Below are 14,227 nucleotides of genomic sequence, written 5' to 3'. Positions count from 1 at the left end.
TGCCTACGCCACCGCAAAATCGCTTTTTGCGTAGCCTTGCAGGTACAAAAGCGCCGTAAGATCACCATGGTTGATTCGGACGTCGCATTGCGCGGCGACCACAGGTTTGGCGTGAAGGGCGACACCCATTCCGGCACGCCCGAGCATGCCAAGATCGTTGGCGCCATCCCCAACCGCCAGGACGTCTTGATCCGACAATTCCAAACGCAAGGTGATCTGCTCCAGAGCATCCACCTTGGCTTGTTTTCCGAGGATCGGAGTACCAACCTTGCCCGTCAGATGATCCCCTTCGAACAAGAGCGAATTTGCGCGGTTTTCGTCAAACCCGAGCTGAACGGCCACCTTGCTTGTAAAATCCGTAAAACCGCCGGAGACCAGCGCAGCATAGGCTCCGTTGGTCTTCATCGTGGCAAGCAAAACCTGGCCGCCGGGCATGAGGGTAATCCGCTCTTTCAAAACCTTTTGAATGGTTGTCACGGGCAACCCTTGCAACAACCCCACACGCGCACGCAAAGCTTCCTCAAAATCCAACTCGCCATTCATCGCGCGGGCTGTGATGTCTTTGACCTCTTTACCGATCCCGGCTTCATCCGCCAGTTCGTCAATGCATTCCTGTTGGATCATCGTGCTGTCCATATCGGCCAACAACATCTTTTTCCGCCTGTTTGTCGCGGGCTGAACCACCAGATCCACACCCTGACTTTGAAGGTCTTCCCAAACACGCCACTGATTGTCAGGGATTTCGACAACTGCAAATTCCGCAGCCTCGTTAGGCGCCAACCACATCACGTCTCCGCCGCCCCATGCATTGCGCAACGCCCCCACAAGCGCCGCTTGTAAGTTGCGCGCACACGGCGCAGCTATCAAGGTCACAATATACATGCGCAAAGTTTCCGATCGGCACAGAGGTGTCGCAAAAAAGCGAATTCGCGGCGTTCTAGCTCCGTTTTTGCCATTGCACCAGACCGACGTGCCCCATAGACCCTCCCGTGGGACACCCTTCCCCAACGAAGGGCGCTTATCTGGAAGGATAGCATTGATGGCTATACAACAACCGGTCACGCGGCCGGCCAACCCGCGTTTTTCTTCTGGCCCCTGTGCCAAACCCCCAACACATGATTTGACGAAACTGGCTTCCGCGCCTTTGGGCCGGTCGCATAGAGCAGCCCCAGGCAAGGCCAAGTTGCTTGAAGCGATTGAAACGACGCGGGAAATTCTCGGCGTCCCGGGTGACTACCGTATTGGCATTGTGCCAGCCTCGGACACCGGTGCTTTCGAGATGGCGATGTGGTCGCTTTTAGGCGAACGCCCCGCGCAAATGGTTGCGTGGGAGAGCTTTGGCGCAGGCTGGGTCACGGACGTGGCCAAACAGCTCAAGATCGAGCATTCGGTTCATACAGCGGACTATGGCGAGATCGTCGATATGGCCGCATTGAACTATGACAATGATGTTTGCTTTACCTGGAACGGGACCACTTCTGGCGTGCGTTTGCCGTCCGGTGATGTGATCCCCGCAGACCGAAAAGGGCTGACCCTTTGTGATGCGACATCAGCTGCATTTGCTGTCGATCTGCCTTGGGACAAACTGGATGTGAGCACATTCAGTTGGCAGAAAGTGCTTGGTGGAGAAGCGGCGCACGGCATGTTGATCCTGTCGCCCCGCGCCGTTGAACGGTTGGAAAACTACACACCCGTATGGCCCCTGCCGAAGATTTTCCGTCTGACCAAAGGTGGCAAACTGATCGAAGGCATCTTCAGGGGTGAGACGATCAACACGCCTTCGATGCTGTGTGTTGAAGACTATCTGCAGGCGCTGGCCTGGGCAAAGTCTGTTGGTAGTCTGCCGGGCCTCATTGCTCGGGCGGACGCCAATACCGCTGCGATTTCGAAGTTTGTGCAAACCCATGATTGGATCGAGTTTCTGGCTATTGACCCGGCAACACGGTCAAACACGTCCGTCTGCCTAAAGTTCACAAGCGATCTGATTGCAGATGGCGCGCGTTTTGCCAAAGCGGTGGCAAGTCGGCTTGCCGATGAAGTCGTCGCGCTTGATATCGGCGCATACCGGGATGCCCCTGCCGGGTTACGTATTTGGTGCGGTGGTACGGTAGAAACAGCAGATATCGAAGCAATGTTGCCGTGGCTCGCATGGGCTTTTGAAACCGAAATCGCATCTTGAACAAGAATGGCTTGAAGCCCGCCCTACCGGCCTTTGGCAATGCGGGTGCTCAAGCCATCGCTCTTACCTCTCATTCTTCACTTCATAGGACCACAAAATGGCCCCCAAAGTACTCATTTCCGACAAGCTCTCAGAAGCCGCCGTTCAGATCTTTCGCGATCGCGGCATTGACGTCGATTTCCAGCCGGATATTGGCAAAGACAAAGAAAAGCTTGCCGCCGTCATCGGCAATTACGATGGCCTCGCAATACGCTCTGCCACCAAGGTCACTGAAAAGATCATCAACGCGGCAACCAATCTCAAGGTGATTGGTCGCGCTGGCATCGGGACCGATAACATTGACAAGGATGCCGCCTCCAAAAACGGCGTGATCGTGATGAACACGCCTTTTGGAAACATGATCACCACTGCAGAACACGCCATTGCCATGATGTTCGCCGTCGCGCGACAAATTCCTGAGGCCTCCGCTTCGACGCATGCGGGGAAGTGGGAAAAGTCCAAGTTCATGGGAGTCGAGCTGACAGGTAAAACACTAGGCGTCATCGGTGCTGGCAACATCGGCGGTATTGTATGCGACCGCGCGCGTGCGTTGAAAATGAAAGTCATGGCGTATGATCCCTTCTTGGGCGAAGAAAAGGCCAAGAAGATGGGCGTTGAAAAAGTCGAGTTGGATGACCTGTTGGAACGCGCCGATTTTATCACATTGCACGTGCCCTTTACCGATCAAACCGCCAATATCCTCAGCGCTGAAGCCATCGCCAGAATGAAACCCGGTGTGCGCATCATCAACTGCGCGCGGGGTGGGTTAGTAGACGAAACGGCCCTGGCCGAGGCCTTAAAATCAGGCCACGCGGCAGGCGCTGCTTTCGATGTTTTCGCCAAGGAACCCGCAACGGAAAACCCGCTGTTTCATTTGCCAAATGTTGTATGCACCCCGCACCTGGGAGCTGCGACATCAGAAGCACAGGAAAACGTGGCGTTGCAGGTTGCAGATCAGATGTCCGACTACCTGCTTACCGGAGCAGTAACCAACGCGTTGAACATGCCATCGGTGACAGCTGAAGAGGCGAAAGTCATGGGTCCATGGGTCAAGCTGTCTGGTCATTTGGGCAGCTTCATCGGGCAAATGACAGATGAACCCATTAAGGCCATCAACATTCTTTATGATGGTGCGGTCGCTGAAATGAACCTCGATGCACTCAATTGCAGCGTCATTGCCGGTATCATGAAAAAGGTAAACCCGGATGTAAACATGGTGTCCGCACCCTTTATTGCCAAAGAGCGCGGCATCCAGATTTCGACCACAAATCAAGACAAGTCTGGCGCCTTCGAAGGCTACATCAAGGTGACAGTCGTGACGTCCAAACGGGAACGTTCGGTCGCTGGTACCGTTTTCTCGGACGACAAACCGCGCTTTATCCAGATCAAGGGCATCAATATCGATGCTGAGATTGGCGCGCACATGCTTTATACTACCAACGAAGATGTGCCAGGCATCATTGGGACGCTGGGTCAAACCATGGGCGACAATGGCGTCAACATCGCCAACTTTACGCTCGGGCGGGCAGAAGCGGGCGGCGAGGCGATTGCGTTGCTTTATGTGGATGAACCCGTCCCCGCTGAAGCGCGTGCAAAACTGGCGGAGACGGGCATGTTTACACAAATCAAACCACTACAGTTTGACGTGGCCTGAACCTCTGGTATCTGAAACCATGTGTCGCCCGTTGGCGGGCGGCGCGCCATTCATCAAAGGCCTTTTATGACCCATCCGATCTACGCCATCGGCGATGTCCATGGCCAGCTTGATGAACTCCATCGCGTCCTCGCCTTGATCGATGCGGACAGCGGCCCAGATGCCAAAATCGTTTTTGTCGGGGACTACGTCGATCGGGGTCCGGAAAGCCAGGGTGTTCTGCAGTTATTGATCGAAGCACAAAACGAAGGGCGCAATTGGGTGACGATCAAGGGTAACCATGATCGCTACCTCAGTCGGTTTCTGGAAAACATGATTGTGCAGGACCCTGCGACGCGGGCCGATCTGACATGGTTCAATCCGCGGCTGGGCGGGGACAAGACCCTGGCGTCCTACGGGGTGTCAACGGACGAATGCATCCCGCTTGAGGCTATTCAGCAGGCCGCCATCCAAGCCGTTCCTCAGGCACATCGGGAGTTTCTGGCGCAGCTTCCCTTGATGCATCAAACCGATGAATTATTGTTTGTACACGCCGGAATCCGACCTAGGATCGCTTTGGACCAACAGGTCGAAGATGATCTGATCTGGATCCGCCAACCGTTTCTGGAATACCACGCCTCGCATGGTCCACTTGTCGTGCACGGACATACGGCGCTGGAACAGCCCGAACATGCCGGGAACCGGGTAAATCTCGACGGCGGTGCTGGATATTTCAGACCTCTGCATGCGGCGGTTTTCGAAGGTCGGGACTGCTGGTTGTTATCGGACGCGGGCAGGCAACCGTTGCGACCATAACGCAGCCAAGATCATAGCCCACCCCAGGACAGCTTGCCCGTGAAGGCTCAGATTATTTCGCGCTGAAAAGAAGAGAAGATCGACTAGATCTTTTAATGAGGGTGGTGCACCCACAACCAATTGTACCGGCAAACCATCTAATATGAGCAGATAGTAACCATAGTAGATTTGTGGCGATGCCCAAACGAAAACCCAAAACAGAAAAAGTGCAGTTAGCCCCCGCAAAATGAGGGTTTGATCTCGGGCAAGGTACCGAACCAAGCACACCGCACCCAAGCCCAGGACAAGAGACAGGATCGCCAAACCAACCTGTCCCGGCATGGTGAGAGTGAAAAAGCTGTCTTCTGCGTAGATGTGAGCTACCCCGTCCAGTCCAAGACAACTTTTCCGGATCCGCCCGACTTCATTGCGGCGAAACCCGCTTCAAAATCGTCCACACCAAATCGGTGTGTGATGACACGGCTGACGTCCAACCCGTTTTGCAACATTGCAATCATCTTGTACCAGGTTTCAAAGATCTCTCGACCATAGACCCCCTTAATGGTGATCGCTTTGAACACGATACGGCTCCAATCCACTGGGCTTTGACCCGGCGGAATCCCAAGCATGGCAATGCGCCCTCCCATCGTCATGGCTTCCACCATCTGATCCAGCGCCCGCTGGTTTCCCGACATCTCAAGGCCGACATCAAACCCTTGCTTCATCTTCAGCTCGGCAATGGTCTCGGCCAAATCGGCCTCCGCGACGTTCACGGGTACCACGTCCGAAACCCGGCCGGCCAGCTCGAGGCGGTCGGGGTTGATGTCGGTGATGACCACATGCCGTGCCCCAACATGGCGCGCAACGGCGGCGGCCATAATCCCGATGGGACCTGCTCCGGTGATCAGCACGTCCTCGCCCACCAGATCAAAGCTCAACGCGGTATGCACAGCGTTGCCTAACGGGTCGAGGATGGCACCAATGTCATCCGAAATCTCATCCGGCAGGGGAACCACATTAAAGGCCGGCAACCGAAGGTATTGCGCAAAGGCTCCCTGTTCGTTGACACCAATCCCGCGCGTGGCAGGGTCCAGGTGGAATTTCCCGGCCCTGCTTTGCCGCGAGGTCTTGCCAATCAAATGACCTTCACCAGAGCAGCGCTGCCCGATTGCCAGATCAGTGACATTGCGCCCAAGTTCGACGATTTCTCCAGCGAATTCATGGCCGGTGATCATTGGAACAGGTACGGTTTTTTCCGCCCAGGCGTCCCAATTCCAGATATGAATATCGGTGCCACAAATACCGGTTTTATTTATCCGTATCAGCACGTCGTCCGCGCCGATTTCCGGCACCGGGGCATGGGTCATCCAGAGGCCTTCGCGGGCATGTAGCTTCGACAGGGCTTTCATCTCATTGGTCATGCAATCACCCCGCAGGCCTTGCCCGCTTTTTCAAAAGCTCTCAGAGCCCGGTCTAGATTTTCGCGGGTCAATGCAGCGTTCATTTGGGTGCGAATTCGGGCCTGACCTCGCGGCACCACCGGAAAAAAGAAACCCGAAACAAAGACCCCTTCGTCAAAAAGCTGTGCCGCCATGTCTTGCGCCCGCTGCGCCTCACCCAGCATCACCGGGATAATAGGATGCGCGCCAGGCAGCAGGTCGAATCCCAGTTGTTCGAGCCCGGCGCGCCAATAGGTTGCGTTTTCAAACAACCTGGCGCGCAAGTCATCTCCCTGTTCCGCCAGTTCAAGCGCTGCGAGGCCTGCGGCGACAATTGAGGGCGGTAGAGAATTGGAGAACAGATAAGGCCGCGCGAGTTGACGCAACAAATCAATGACAGGTTGCGCGCCAGAAATGTAGCCGCCGATGGCACCACCCAGTGCCTTGCCCAATGTGCCAGTCAGAATGTCCACATCCACACCTGCATGGGCGGGTGTGCCAGCCCCTTTTGGCCCCATGACGCCGGTCGCGTGGCAATCATCGACCATGACCATGGCGTCGTACTTATTCGCCAGCGCTTTAATTTCTGGAAGTTTGGCAAGCGTCCCATCCATGCTGAAAACACCGTCCGTGGCAACGAGAATGAAACGCGCTCCCTCTTCACGCGCCAGTTTCAGCTGACCTTCCAGATCAACCATATCAGAGTTTGCATAACGGTATCGCTTCGCCTTGCAGAGCCTGATGCCATCAATGATGGAAGCATGGTTCAACGCATCAGATACAACGGCATCCTGTGGTCCCAACAAGGGTTCAAACAATCCGCCATTCGCGTCAAAACAGGCGGCAAACAGGATTGAATCGTCTTGTCCGAGAAAACTTGCCAACTTTTGTTCCAAGTTTCGATGTAAATCTTGAGTGCCGCAGATAAAGCGAACTGAGGCCATTCCAAACCCGCGAGGGTCCATCGCGTTCTTGGCGGCGTCGATCAATTTCGGATGATCCGCCAAACCCAGGTAGTTGTTGGCACACAAATTGATCACATCCCGGGTGCCAACGGATATCTGTGCACCTTGCGGCGAGGTGATCAACCGCTCACGTTTTGTCATCCCATCGGCCTCGATCTGCGCGAGGGTGTCTGTTATGTGGTCCAGATAGGCTTGCGTCATTGTGCGACTCTCCCGATTTCCACATTTCTACCATGGCGGATTGAGTTCCGAAATAGAGGGATTACAGAATAACGGATTAATTCCCATATCTCGGAATCAAGTTTTTTGCGCAGCCAAGAAAGCACGGATTTCGCCGCCGATTGCGGCACTCCGTTCGATTTAACTGACCATGGAGCGAGACGCGCCAGATAGCTTTTGACCGCATCAAGCGAAAGACCCTGCGTGCGCCGCGTTTCTTTAAGGCGAAGAGGAAGCTGCTTCAAAATAATATGATTATTTTCCGACTGTCGGGACTTCACCGGTGTGCAGAAGCTGTCAACTGAAAGAAGCACGCCGACGGGATATCGTTGCTGAGTGCGCCGCAATCGGTCAACATGGTCGCAACGCAAAAATTTCGGGAGATCACCATGGCCAAAGAGATCGTCATACTCGACGGTGCACGTACAGCAATTGGCACGTTCGGCGGGTCCCTTGCGGCGACGCCACCAATTGAACTGGGCACTGTTGCCGCCAAGGCCGCGCTCGAACGTTCTGGTGTCGAGGCTGCCCAAATTGGTCATGTTGCATTCGGGCATGTGATTAACACCGAACCGCGAGATATGTACCTCAGTCGGGTCGCGGCGATGCAAGCAGGTGTGCCGGAGACGGTGCCAGCCATGAACGTCAATCGCTTGTGCGGTTCGGGTGTGCAAGCAATTGTATCTGTCATGCAATCCTTGATGTTGGGCGACGCCGCTTTTGGTCTGGCAGGTGGCGCCGAGAATATGTCCCGCTCGCCTTTTGTTGTGCCTGACCAGCGTTGGGGCGCTAAAATGGGCGATGTCCGAACTCTGGATATGATGCTCGGCGCGCTGAACTGTCCCTTTGGCACTGGTCATATGGGAGTGACGGCGGAAAATGTTGCCGACGAGCACGGGATCAGTCGCGCGAATCAGGATGCCTTCGCCCTCCAAAGCCAGGCACGCGCCGCTGCCGCCATGGATGCTGGCCATTTTGCCAGTCAGATCGTTCCAGTTGATGTGCGCGTGAAACGAAACACCATCGCGTTCGACAGGGACGAACACCCCAAAGCCACAACACCAGAGGCACTGGCAGGATTGCGCCCCGTGTTTCAAAAGGATGGTTCCGTAACAGCTGGCAATGCCAGTGGGATCAACGATGGCGCTGCAGCGATTGTGCTTGCGACAGCCGAGGCCGCAGAAAAAGCGGGTCTCAAGCCCAAAGCACGGATCTTGGGCTACGCACATGCGGGTGTCCGGCCAGAGGCTATGGGAATCGGACCCATTCCTGCGGTCGAAGACCTGCTGCGACGCACCGGCCTGAGCGCTGGTGACTTCGACGTGATCGAAAGCAATGAAGCATTTGCGGCTCAAGCTCTGGCCGTCAGCCAAGCGTTGGGTCTGGACCCAACCCGGGTCAATCCGAACGGCGGCGCGATTGCGCTGGGCCATCCGGTTGGGGCCACAGGTGCCATCATAACCATCAAGGCGCTCTATGAATTGGAACGTATTGGTGGCTCAAAGGCGCTGGTGACAATGTGTATTGGTGGCGGACAAGGGATTGCACTGGCATTGGAGCGGATTTGATCAGAAAGCCAGATCAACCAAAATCAAGCACGCCGCACCCCCGATACCGATGGAAACACCAAAGAGCACAGCCAGGAACATACGTTCCAGCAAGCCGCGCCGGGATGTCGGCGGCTCGGGGTTGTTCTGCTTGATCAAGGCTGCCTCGACCATACCCGGCAATCGTGGACCAAATCGTGCGATTACCCGCGCGGTATTGGCAAGATCGGTCAAAACAGCCTTGGGCCCAATAGATTTGGAGATGTAATCTGTCACAATTGGGCTAGCGACCTGCCAAATATTGATCTGCGGATTCAATGAACGTGCCACGCCCTCGACCACGACCATCGTGCGCTGCAACAAGATCAACTCGGTCCGGGTTTCCATCCCGAAACGCTCGGTGACTTCAAAGAGATAGCTTAAAAGTCTTGCCATTGAAATATGGTTGGCATCCATCCCGAAAATCGGCTCACCAACAGCACGCAGCGCACGGGCAAAATCATCCACATCCTTGTCGGCAGGCACATATCCAGCTTCGAAATGCACCTCTGCCACGCGTTTGTAATCCTTACGGATAAAGCCAAACAAAATCTCGGCATAGACACGGCGGGTGTATTCATCAATGTGGCCCATGATGCCAAAATCATACGCAATAATATCGCCATTGGGCGCGACCTTGAGATTGCCTTGATGCATGTCCGCATGAAAGTAGCCATCGCGCAGGGCGTGGTTCAGGAAGAGCTGCAACACGCGTTCGCTGAGCGCCACCCGGTCGTGACCTGCTGCATCGATGGCGGCATTGTCACCCATCGGCGCACCGTCTGCCCATTCCAGCGTCATGACACGGCGCGCTGAGTACTCCCACTTGATCACAGGCAGTTGAAACCCATCGTCATTCTTGGTGTTGGCGGCGAACTCCGATGCGGCGGAGGATTCGAGCCGCAAATCCAACTCGCCACGCACCACACCGTCGAAATGTTCGATCACTTCGATGGGTCGGAGGCGGCGTGAGCCGGGCGAGAAAATCTCCACCATGCGTGCGGCCAGGTAAAAGGCATCAATATCCTTGCGAAAAGCGCGTTCGATGTTGGGACGCAGCACTTTGACGGCCACAGCTTCATTGTTCGACGCAAGTGTCGCTTTGTGGACCTGCGCAATGGAAGCTGCGGCAACGGGTGCGCTAAAGTCGGAGAAGATCTGATCAACCGGCAGACCCAGTTCGCGTTCGACTTCAGCCTTGGCCTCCTGAACGGAAAATGGCGGCAACTTATCCTGCAGTACGCGCAGTTGAATCGCCAGCTCGTCGCCAACCACATCAGGCCGAGTAGACAGGATCTGGCCGAATTTGATGTAGGCGGGTCCCAGGGCAGTCAAGGCTCGGGTTGCGGGCGGCATGTTAGGATCACCTGCGTAGCCCAGCCATTTGAAGGGCAGGCCCAGCGCACGTGCAACAAACCGCAATGCGGGTGGTGCTTCAAAAGCATCCAGAACAACGTTCATTGCACCAGTGCGTTCCAGAGTTGCCCCGGTTCGGATCAACCGCCAAATGTTGTGCGGTCCTCTCATCTCAGAGTTTCCAACCTGAATGCAGCGCTGCGATGCCCATTGTCAGATTGCGGTATTTGGCGTTTCCAAAACCCGCATCTTTTACCATCTGCAAAAACATTTCCTGATTTGGAAAATTGCGGATCGATTCCACGAGATATTGGTAACTGTCCCGGTCGTTCGCAATCATCTGACCCAAGCGCGGGATCACGTTGAAGCTGTAAAGATCATAGGCTTTTTGCATCATCGGGTTTGGCAACTGGCTGAATTCCAGTACCATCAAACGTCCACCAGGTCGCAAAACGCGGTACGCCTCGTTCAGGGCTTCCTGCGGACGGGTCACATTCCGAATTCCGAAGCTGATCGTATAGACATCGAAGCTGTTGTCTTCAAACGGCAGCGACATGGCATCGCCCACAACCCAATCCAGGCTGTCGTGCATCTGCTCGGCCTCGGCCCGCTTGCGTCCTTCGATCAACATCGGTTCCGTCAAATCCAAAACCGTTGCATGTCCCGAACCAGCGCGCTTCAAAAAGCGGAAAGAGATATCGCCTGTTCCCCCCGCCACATCCAATAGCTTTTGCCCAGCGCGTGGGGCCAGCCAGTCCATCATCGCATCTTTCCACAGACGATGAACACCACCAGACATTACATCATTCATAACGTCGTATTTGCCTGCGACGGAACTGAACACACCCTGCACACGCCCGGCCTTTTCACCCTCAGGCAGAGTTTCAAATCCAAAATGAGTGGTTTTGTCGCTGTGATCGGTCATCGGCTCTTGTGGTCCTTGCGCTTCGCGCTTTGTTATAGGGCTCTGGGTGCCATGCACAATGCGGCCCTTTGGCCACAGGGGGGAATATGCCGGAACTGCCTGAAGTTGAAACCGTCCGTCGTGGGCTGGCCCCGGCAATGGAAGGGGTCGTAATCGCCAAAGCCGATGTCAACCGACCTGATCTGCGCTGGCCGTTTCCCGTCGATATGGCGGCACGCCTGTCCGGTAATCGCGTCGAAAAACTGAGGCGCAGGTCCAAATACATTTTGGCTGATCTGTCTTCGGGCGAAACGCTGTTGATCCATCTGGGCATGTCTGGGCGCATGATGGTGTCTGGCGATCCCTTGGGTCAGTTTGTGCACTTCCATCCCGCACCCGAAAAGCATGACCATGTTGTCTTTCACATGGAAAACGGCGCGCGAATTACGTTTAACGATCCGCGTCGCTTTGGTGCCATGGATCTGATGGCAACTGCGACAGCTGAAACTCACAAACTTCTGGCTGTGCTGGGGCCTGAACCCTTGGGCAACGATTTTCACGAAACACATCTGGTTTCGGCCTTCAAAAACAAGATGACGCCGATCAAGTCCGCATTACTGGATCAGAGAATTGTTTCCGGTTTGGGCAATATTTACGTGTGCGAGGCGCTTTTCCGGGCAAAAATCCGCCCGACAAAAAAAGCGGGAAAACTGACTAAACCTAAGGTTGCAAGCTTGGTTCCGATCATTCGCGAGGTGCTGACCGAGGCCATTTTGGCAGGCGGGTCTTCGCTAAGGGATTTCCGACAAGCCGATGGAGAGCTTGGGTATTTCCAGCACAGCTTCGATGTCTACGGACGGGAAAGCGAACCTTGCCGCACCCCGGATTGTACCGCGCAAATCAAGCGAATCGTTCAGTCGGGACGCTCATCTTTCTATTGCGCGCAATGCCAAAGATAGCTTGAACCCAGACAAACAGGTGTTATTGACTCGAAATTCAAGACAACAATCGAGAGCTTCTCAAATGGCCTATGAAACGATCATCGTTGATGTAGAGGACCATGTGGCCCAAATCACGCTGAACCGGCCGGACGCGCTAAATGCCCTGAATGACGACCTGATGAAAGAATTAGCGGACGCTCTGAGCGCCGCGCAAGCAAACGATAAGGTTCGTTGCATCATCATCACCGGATCGGAAAAAGCATTTGCGGCTGGCGCGGACATTGCCATGATGAAGGACAAGTCATTTGTCGAGGCTTTTTCAGGTGATCTGTTCACGCCGGAAACTGAGCAGATCATGCGGGTGCGCAAACCTATTATCGCCGCTGTGTCGGGGTACGCCTTAGGCGGCGGGTGCGAATTGGCGATGATGTGTGATTTCATCATCTGCTCTGAAACCGCCAAATTTGGTCAACCCGAAATCAATCTGGGCGTGGTGGCTGGCATCGGCGGCACCCAACGTCTGACGAGAATTGTTGGGAAGTCCAAAGCAATGGACATGAATCTGACCGGCCGTTTTATGGATGCGGAAGAAGCTGAGCGCTCGGGTCTCGCATCTCGTGTTGTTCCATGCAAAAAACTGCTGGAAGAAGCCAATAGTGCTGCACAAAAAATCGCTGCAAAATCGATGATATCCGTGATGGTTGTCAAGGAATCCGTCAATCGCGCCTATGAAGTTCCTTTGCGGGAAGGGCTCTTGTTTGAACGCCGGATGTTCCATGCGCTGTTTGCAACTGAGGATCAATCCGAGGGCATGTCAGCATTTTTGGAAAAGCGCGAAGCGCAGTTCCGCGACAAGTAAAACATCGCTTCTGCGGCTATTTGAAACTGCGGCGCGGGAATTTTTGCATAGACATCGCGACGGGCAGGACATCGGAGCGGCTATCTCGTTGACTTCGCCGTTTCACAAGAGCGCGGCTTGATCGCAATCTTGCAAATGAATACGGGTTTCTGCGACTGTCAGGCATTCACGGGCTGGTTTTGGATCGGCCTTCGCAATTCTCATAATTTTCAAACGGTCCGCAATCGAACAGCGCGACAAGAAGGTGCGCCCAGGCAGAAAAGTTTCGACGTGTGCTCCTTCCGCAAAAATAATGTGGTGGTCATCAAGAAGAAGGTGGTGGTAACTCACCTGCAAACACCCTTTCATGATGCGCACTTTCGGCAGATCCGTGAGTCCGCGCGCAGGCATCAGATAATCTTTGCCAAATAAGAGGCGGTGCTGCGGCGACAAGCGCAAAGTTCTTTGTGGGCGGCCAGGACCCAGGCTCCCGGGTTTAAACTCGATCGGGTATTGACCGTATTTTACCAGTTCCGTTGTGTTGAGGTGACGAACCCCGACCCATCTGACCGGCAATGCCCCGGCATCTTTCGTCACAATCAGATCCCCAATTTCGAGATCTTCCACGGGAATTTGCCCTTCTGGTGTTAGGATCAGTGTCCCGCGCACAAAACAGGGCACGGCAGGGGATCCCGTTACATAGCTGTCGGTATTGGCATCATAGCGGTATCCGATACCCGACATTTGGTCTGCCATAACCGAATCTCCATCGACGGTACCTACATTGTTCGTTCCCGGAAACCCGGATAGGTTTTGAACTTCCGGCGGGTCAGAAGACATGTTGAAAACGATGTAGTCACCGCTATCCGGGTCAACCAATGCGATGGATTCTGCATGCGCGCCGCTGTTTCCTTCGGTCAGAAGGTTAGTGCTGACGCCCCCAGCTCCGGATTCAACGCCCCCTTCGGAGGCCTCTTGCGCCCAGTCTGGCACCGTTCCGGAAATTTCGTTGATGATAAAAAGCGTTTCGCCGGGTTGTAGAACCGTACCGGGCGGAAAGGTGTGATAAAGGCCATCTTGCGCCGTGTCAGGTGCTCCTGATCCCGTGGAATCGGAGTAGATCTGCCAACCCGAGATGTCTAGTGACGTGCCGTTCGTGTTTGTAAAAGAGACGAACTCATCTTCCTGCGTTGCGGTACCATCACCGTCAGTATCGTGTTCTTGCTCACCGCTGTGTCGAGCGCTGTTGTCCCCGTACACCTGATCGAATTGGACACCTTGAAGATTTGCCGTCATGCTGCAGCTTTCGATACAAATTTGCGTTGTTGGCTAT

12 protein-coding genes are annotated in these 14,227 nt (G+C 54.8%); 6 read left to right on the top strand and 6 right to left on the bottom strand.

Going from position 1 to position 14,227, the window contains the following annotated elements:
* Positions 1 to 3: 3 nt before the first annotated feature.
* A complete protein-coding gene (serB, locus tag AB8B75_RS04025; RefSeq protein WP_405360023.1) occupies positions 4 to 882 on the bottom strand; it encodes a phosphoserine phosphatase SerB in 879 nt (292 codons plus the stop codon).
* 157 nt (positions 883 to 1,039) lie between these two features.
* Here serB and AB8B75_RS04020 point away from each other — a divergent pair, with 157 nt between their 5' ends.
* The 3 genes from AB8B75_RS04020 to AB8B75_RS04010 all read left to right on the top strand — a co-directional run bounded on the left by AB8B75_RS04020 (position 1,040) and on the right by AB8B75_RS04010 (position 4,667).
* On the top strand, positions 1,040 to 2,179 hold the full coding sequence (locus tag AB8B75_RS04020) for a phosphoserine transaminase (protein ID WP_405360022.1): 1,140 nt from the start codon (positions 1,040 to 1,042) through the stop codon (positions 2,177 to 2,179).
* A gap of 97 nt (positions 2,180 to 2,276) precedes the next feature.
* Positions 2,277 to 3,872 (top strand): phosphoglycerate dehydrogenase, encoded by a 1,596-nt coding sequence (serA, locus tag AB8B75_RS04015; protein ID WP_405360021.1) that lies wholly within the window; start codon positions 2,277 to 2,279, stop codon positions 3,870 to 3,872.
* Positions 3,873 to 3,938: 66 nt separating this feature from the next.
* Entirely contained in the window at positions 3,939 to 4,667 is a 729-nt protein-coding gene (locus AB8B75_RS04010) for a metallophosphoesterase family protein (protein ID WP_405360019.1), read from the top strand.
* Positions 4,668 to 5,026: 359 nt separating this feature from the next.
* On the opposite strand, the gene tdh is transcribed toward AB8B75_RS04010, so the two are convergent.
* Together tdh and AB8B75_RS04000 are read right to left on the bottom strand one after the other, a co-directional pair.
* On the bottom strand, positions 5,027 to 6,067 hold the full coding sequence (gene tdh, locus AB8B75_RS04005) for an L-threonine 3-dehydrogenase (RefSeq protein WP_405360017.1): 1,041 nt from the start codon (positions 6,065 to 6,067) through the stop codon (positions 5,027 to 5,029).
* Entirely contained in the window at positions 6,064 to 7,251 is a 1,188-nt protein-coding gene (locus tag AB8B75_RS04000; protein ID WP_405360016.1) for a glycine C-acetyltransferase, read from the bottom strand. The genes tdh and AB8B75_RS04000 overlap by 4 nt, the downstream gene beginning before the upstream one ends.
* A gap of 407 nt (positions 7,252 to 7,658) precedes the next feature.
* On the opposite strand from AB8B75_RS04000, the gene AB8B75_RS03995 reads away from it, so the two are divergent.
* Positions 7,659 to 8,837: an acetyl-CoA C-acyltransferase family protein gene (locus AB8B75_RS03995; RefSeq protein ID WP_405360015.1), complete on the top strand. Its 1,179-nt coding sequence runs from the start codon at positions 7,659 to 7,661 to the stop codon at positions 8,835 to 8,837.
* On the opposite strand, the gene ubiB is transcribed toward AB8B75_RS03995, so the two are convergent.
* Both ubiB and ubiE read right to left on the bottom strand, forming a co-directional pair.
* Positions 8,838 to 10,382: a 2-polyprenylphenol 6-hydroxylase gene (ubiB, locus tag AB8B75_RS03990; protein ID WP_405360014.1), complete on the bottom strand. Its 1,545-nt coding sequence runs from the start codon at positions 10,380 to 10,382 to the stop codon at positions 8,838 to 8,840.
* 1 nt (position 10,383) lies between these two features.
* A complete protein-coding gene (gene ubiE, locus AB8B75_RS03985) occupies positions 10,384 to 11,136 on the bottom strand; it encodes a bifunctional demethylmenaquinone methyltransferase/2-methoxy-6-polyprenyl-1,4-benzoquinol methylase UbiE (protein WP_405360012.1) in 753 nt (250 codons plus the stop codon).
* Positions 11,137 to 11,222: 86 nt separating this feature from the next.
* On the opposite strand from ubiE, the gene mutM reads away from it, so the two are divergent.
* Entirely contained in the window at positions 11,223 to 12,074 is an 852-nt protein-coding gene (mutM, locus tag AB8B75_RS03980) for a bifunctional DNA-formamidopyrimidine glycosylase/DNA-(apurinic or apyrimidinic site) lyase (protein WP_405360011.1), read from the top strand.
* A gap of 64 nt (positions 12,075 to 12,138) precedes the next feature.
* A complete protein-coding gene (locus AB8B75_RS03975) occupies positions 12,139 to 12,915 on the top strand; it encodes an enoyl-CoA hydratase (protein WP_405360009.1) in 777 nt (258 codons plus the stop codon).
* 102 nt (positions 12,916 to 13,017) lie between these two features.
* On the opposite strand, the gene AB8B75_RS03970 is transcribed toward AB8B75_RS03975, so the two are convergent.
* On the bottom strand, positions 13,018 to 14,190 hold the full coding sequence (locus AB8B75_RS03970) for a Hint domain-containing protein (RefSeq protein WP_405360007.1): 1,173 nt from the start codon (positions 14,188 to 14,190) through the stop codon (positions 13,018 to 13,020).
* Positions 14,191 to 14,227: the final 37 nt, after the last annotated feature.

Origin of the sequence: Roseobacter sp. (genome assembly GCF_045106495.1) — a bacterium.
Lineage (GTDB): Bacteria > Pseudomonadota > Alphaproteobacteria > Rhodobacterales > Rhodobacteraceae > Roseobacter.
Note: the sequence above shows the minus strand (reverse complement) of the source record. Positions and strands in the feature narration are given on the sequence as shown.

Bases quoted from the DNA above. Each gene is read 5' to 3' on its own strand.
- serB (WP_405360023.1), bottom strand. From the start codon at position 882: ATGTATATTGTGACCTTGATAGCTGCGCCGTGTGCGCGCAACTTACAA.
- AB8B75_RS04020 (WP_405360022.1), top strand. From the start codon at position 1,040: ATGGCTATACAACAACCGGTCACGCGGCCGGCCAACCCGCGTTTTTCT.
- serA (WP_405360021.1), top strand. From the start codon at position 2,277: ATGGCCCCCAAAGTACTCATTTCCGACAAGCTCTCAGAAGCCGCCGTT.
- AB8B75_RS04010 (WP_405360019.1), top strand. From the start codon at position 3,939: ATGACCCATCCGATCTACGCCATCGGCGATGTCCATGGCCAGCTTGAT.
- tdh (WP_405360017.1), bottom strand. From the start codon at position 6,067: ATGACCAATGAGATGAAAGCCCTGTCGAAGCTACATGCCCGCGAAGGC.
- AB8B75_RS04000 (WP_405360016.1), bottom strand. From the start codon at position 7,251: ATGACGCAAGCCTATCTGGACCACATAACAGACACCCTCGCGCAGATC.
- AB8B75_RS03995 (WP_405360015.1), top strand. From the start codon at position 7,659: ATGGCCAAAGAGATCGTCATACTCGACGGTGCACGTACAGCAATTGGC.
- ubiB (WP_405360014.1), bottom strand. From the start codon at position 10,382: ATGAGAGGACCGCACAACATTTGGCGGTTGATCCGAACCGGGGCAACT.
- ubiE (WP_405360012.1), bottom strand. From the start codon at position 11,136: ATGACCGATCACAGCGACAAAACCACTCATTTTGGATTTGAAACTCTG.
- mutM (WP_405360011.1), top strand. From the start codon at position 11,223: ATGCCGGAACTGCCTGAAGTTGAAACCGTCCGTCGTGGGCTGGCCCCG.
- AB8B75_RS03975 (WP_405360009.1), top strand. From the start codon at position 12,139: ATGGCCTATGAAACGATCATCGTTGATGTAGAGGACCATGTGGCCCAA.
- AB8B75_RS03970 (WP_405360007.1), bottom strand. From the start codon at position 14,190: ATGACGGCAAATCTTCAAGGTGTCCAATTCGATCAGGTGTACGGGGAC.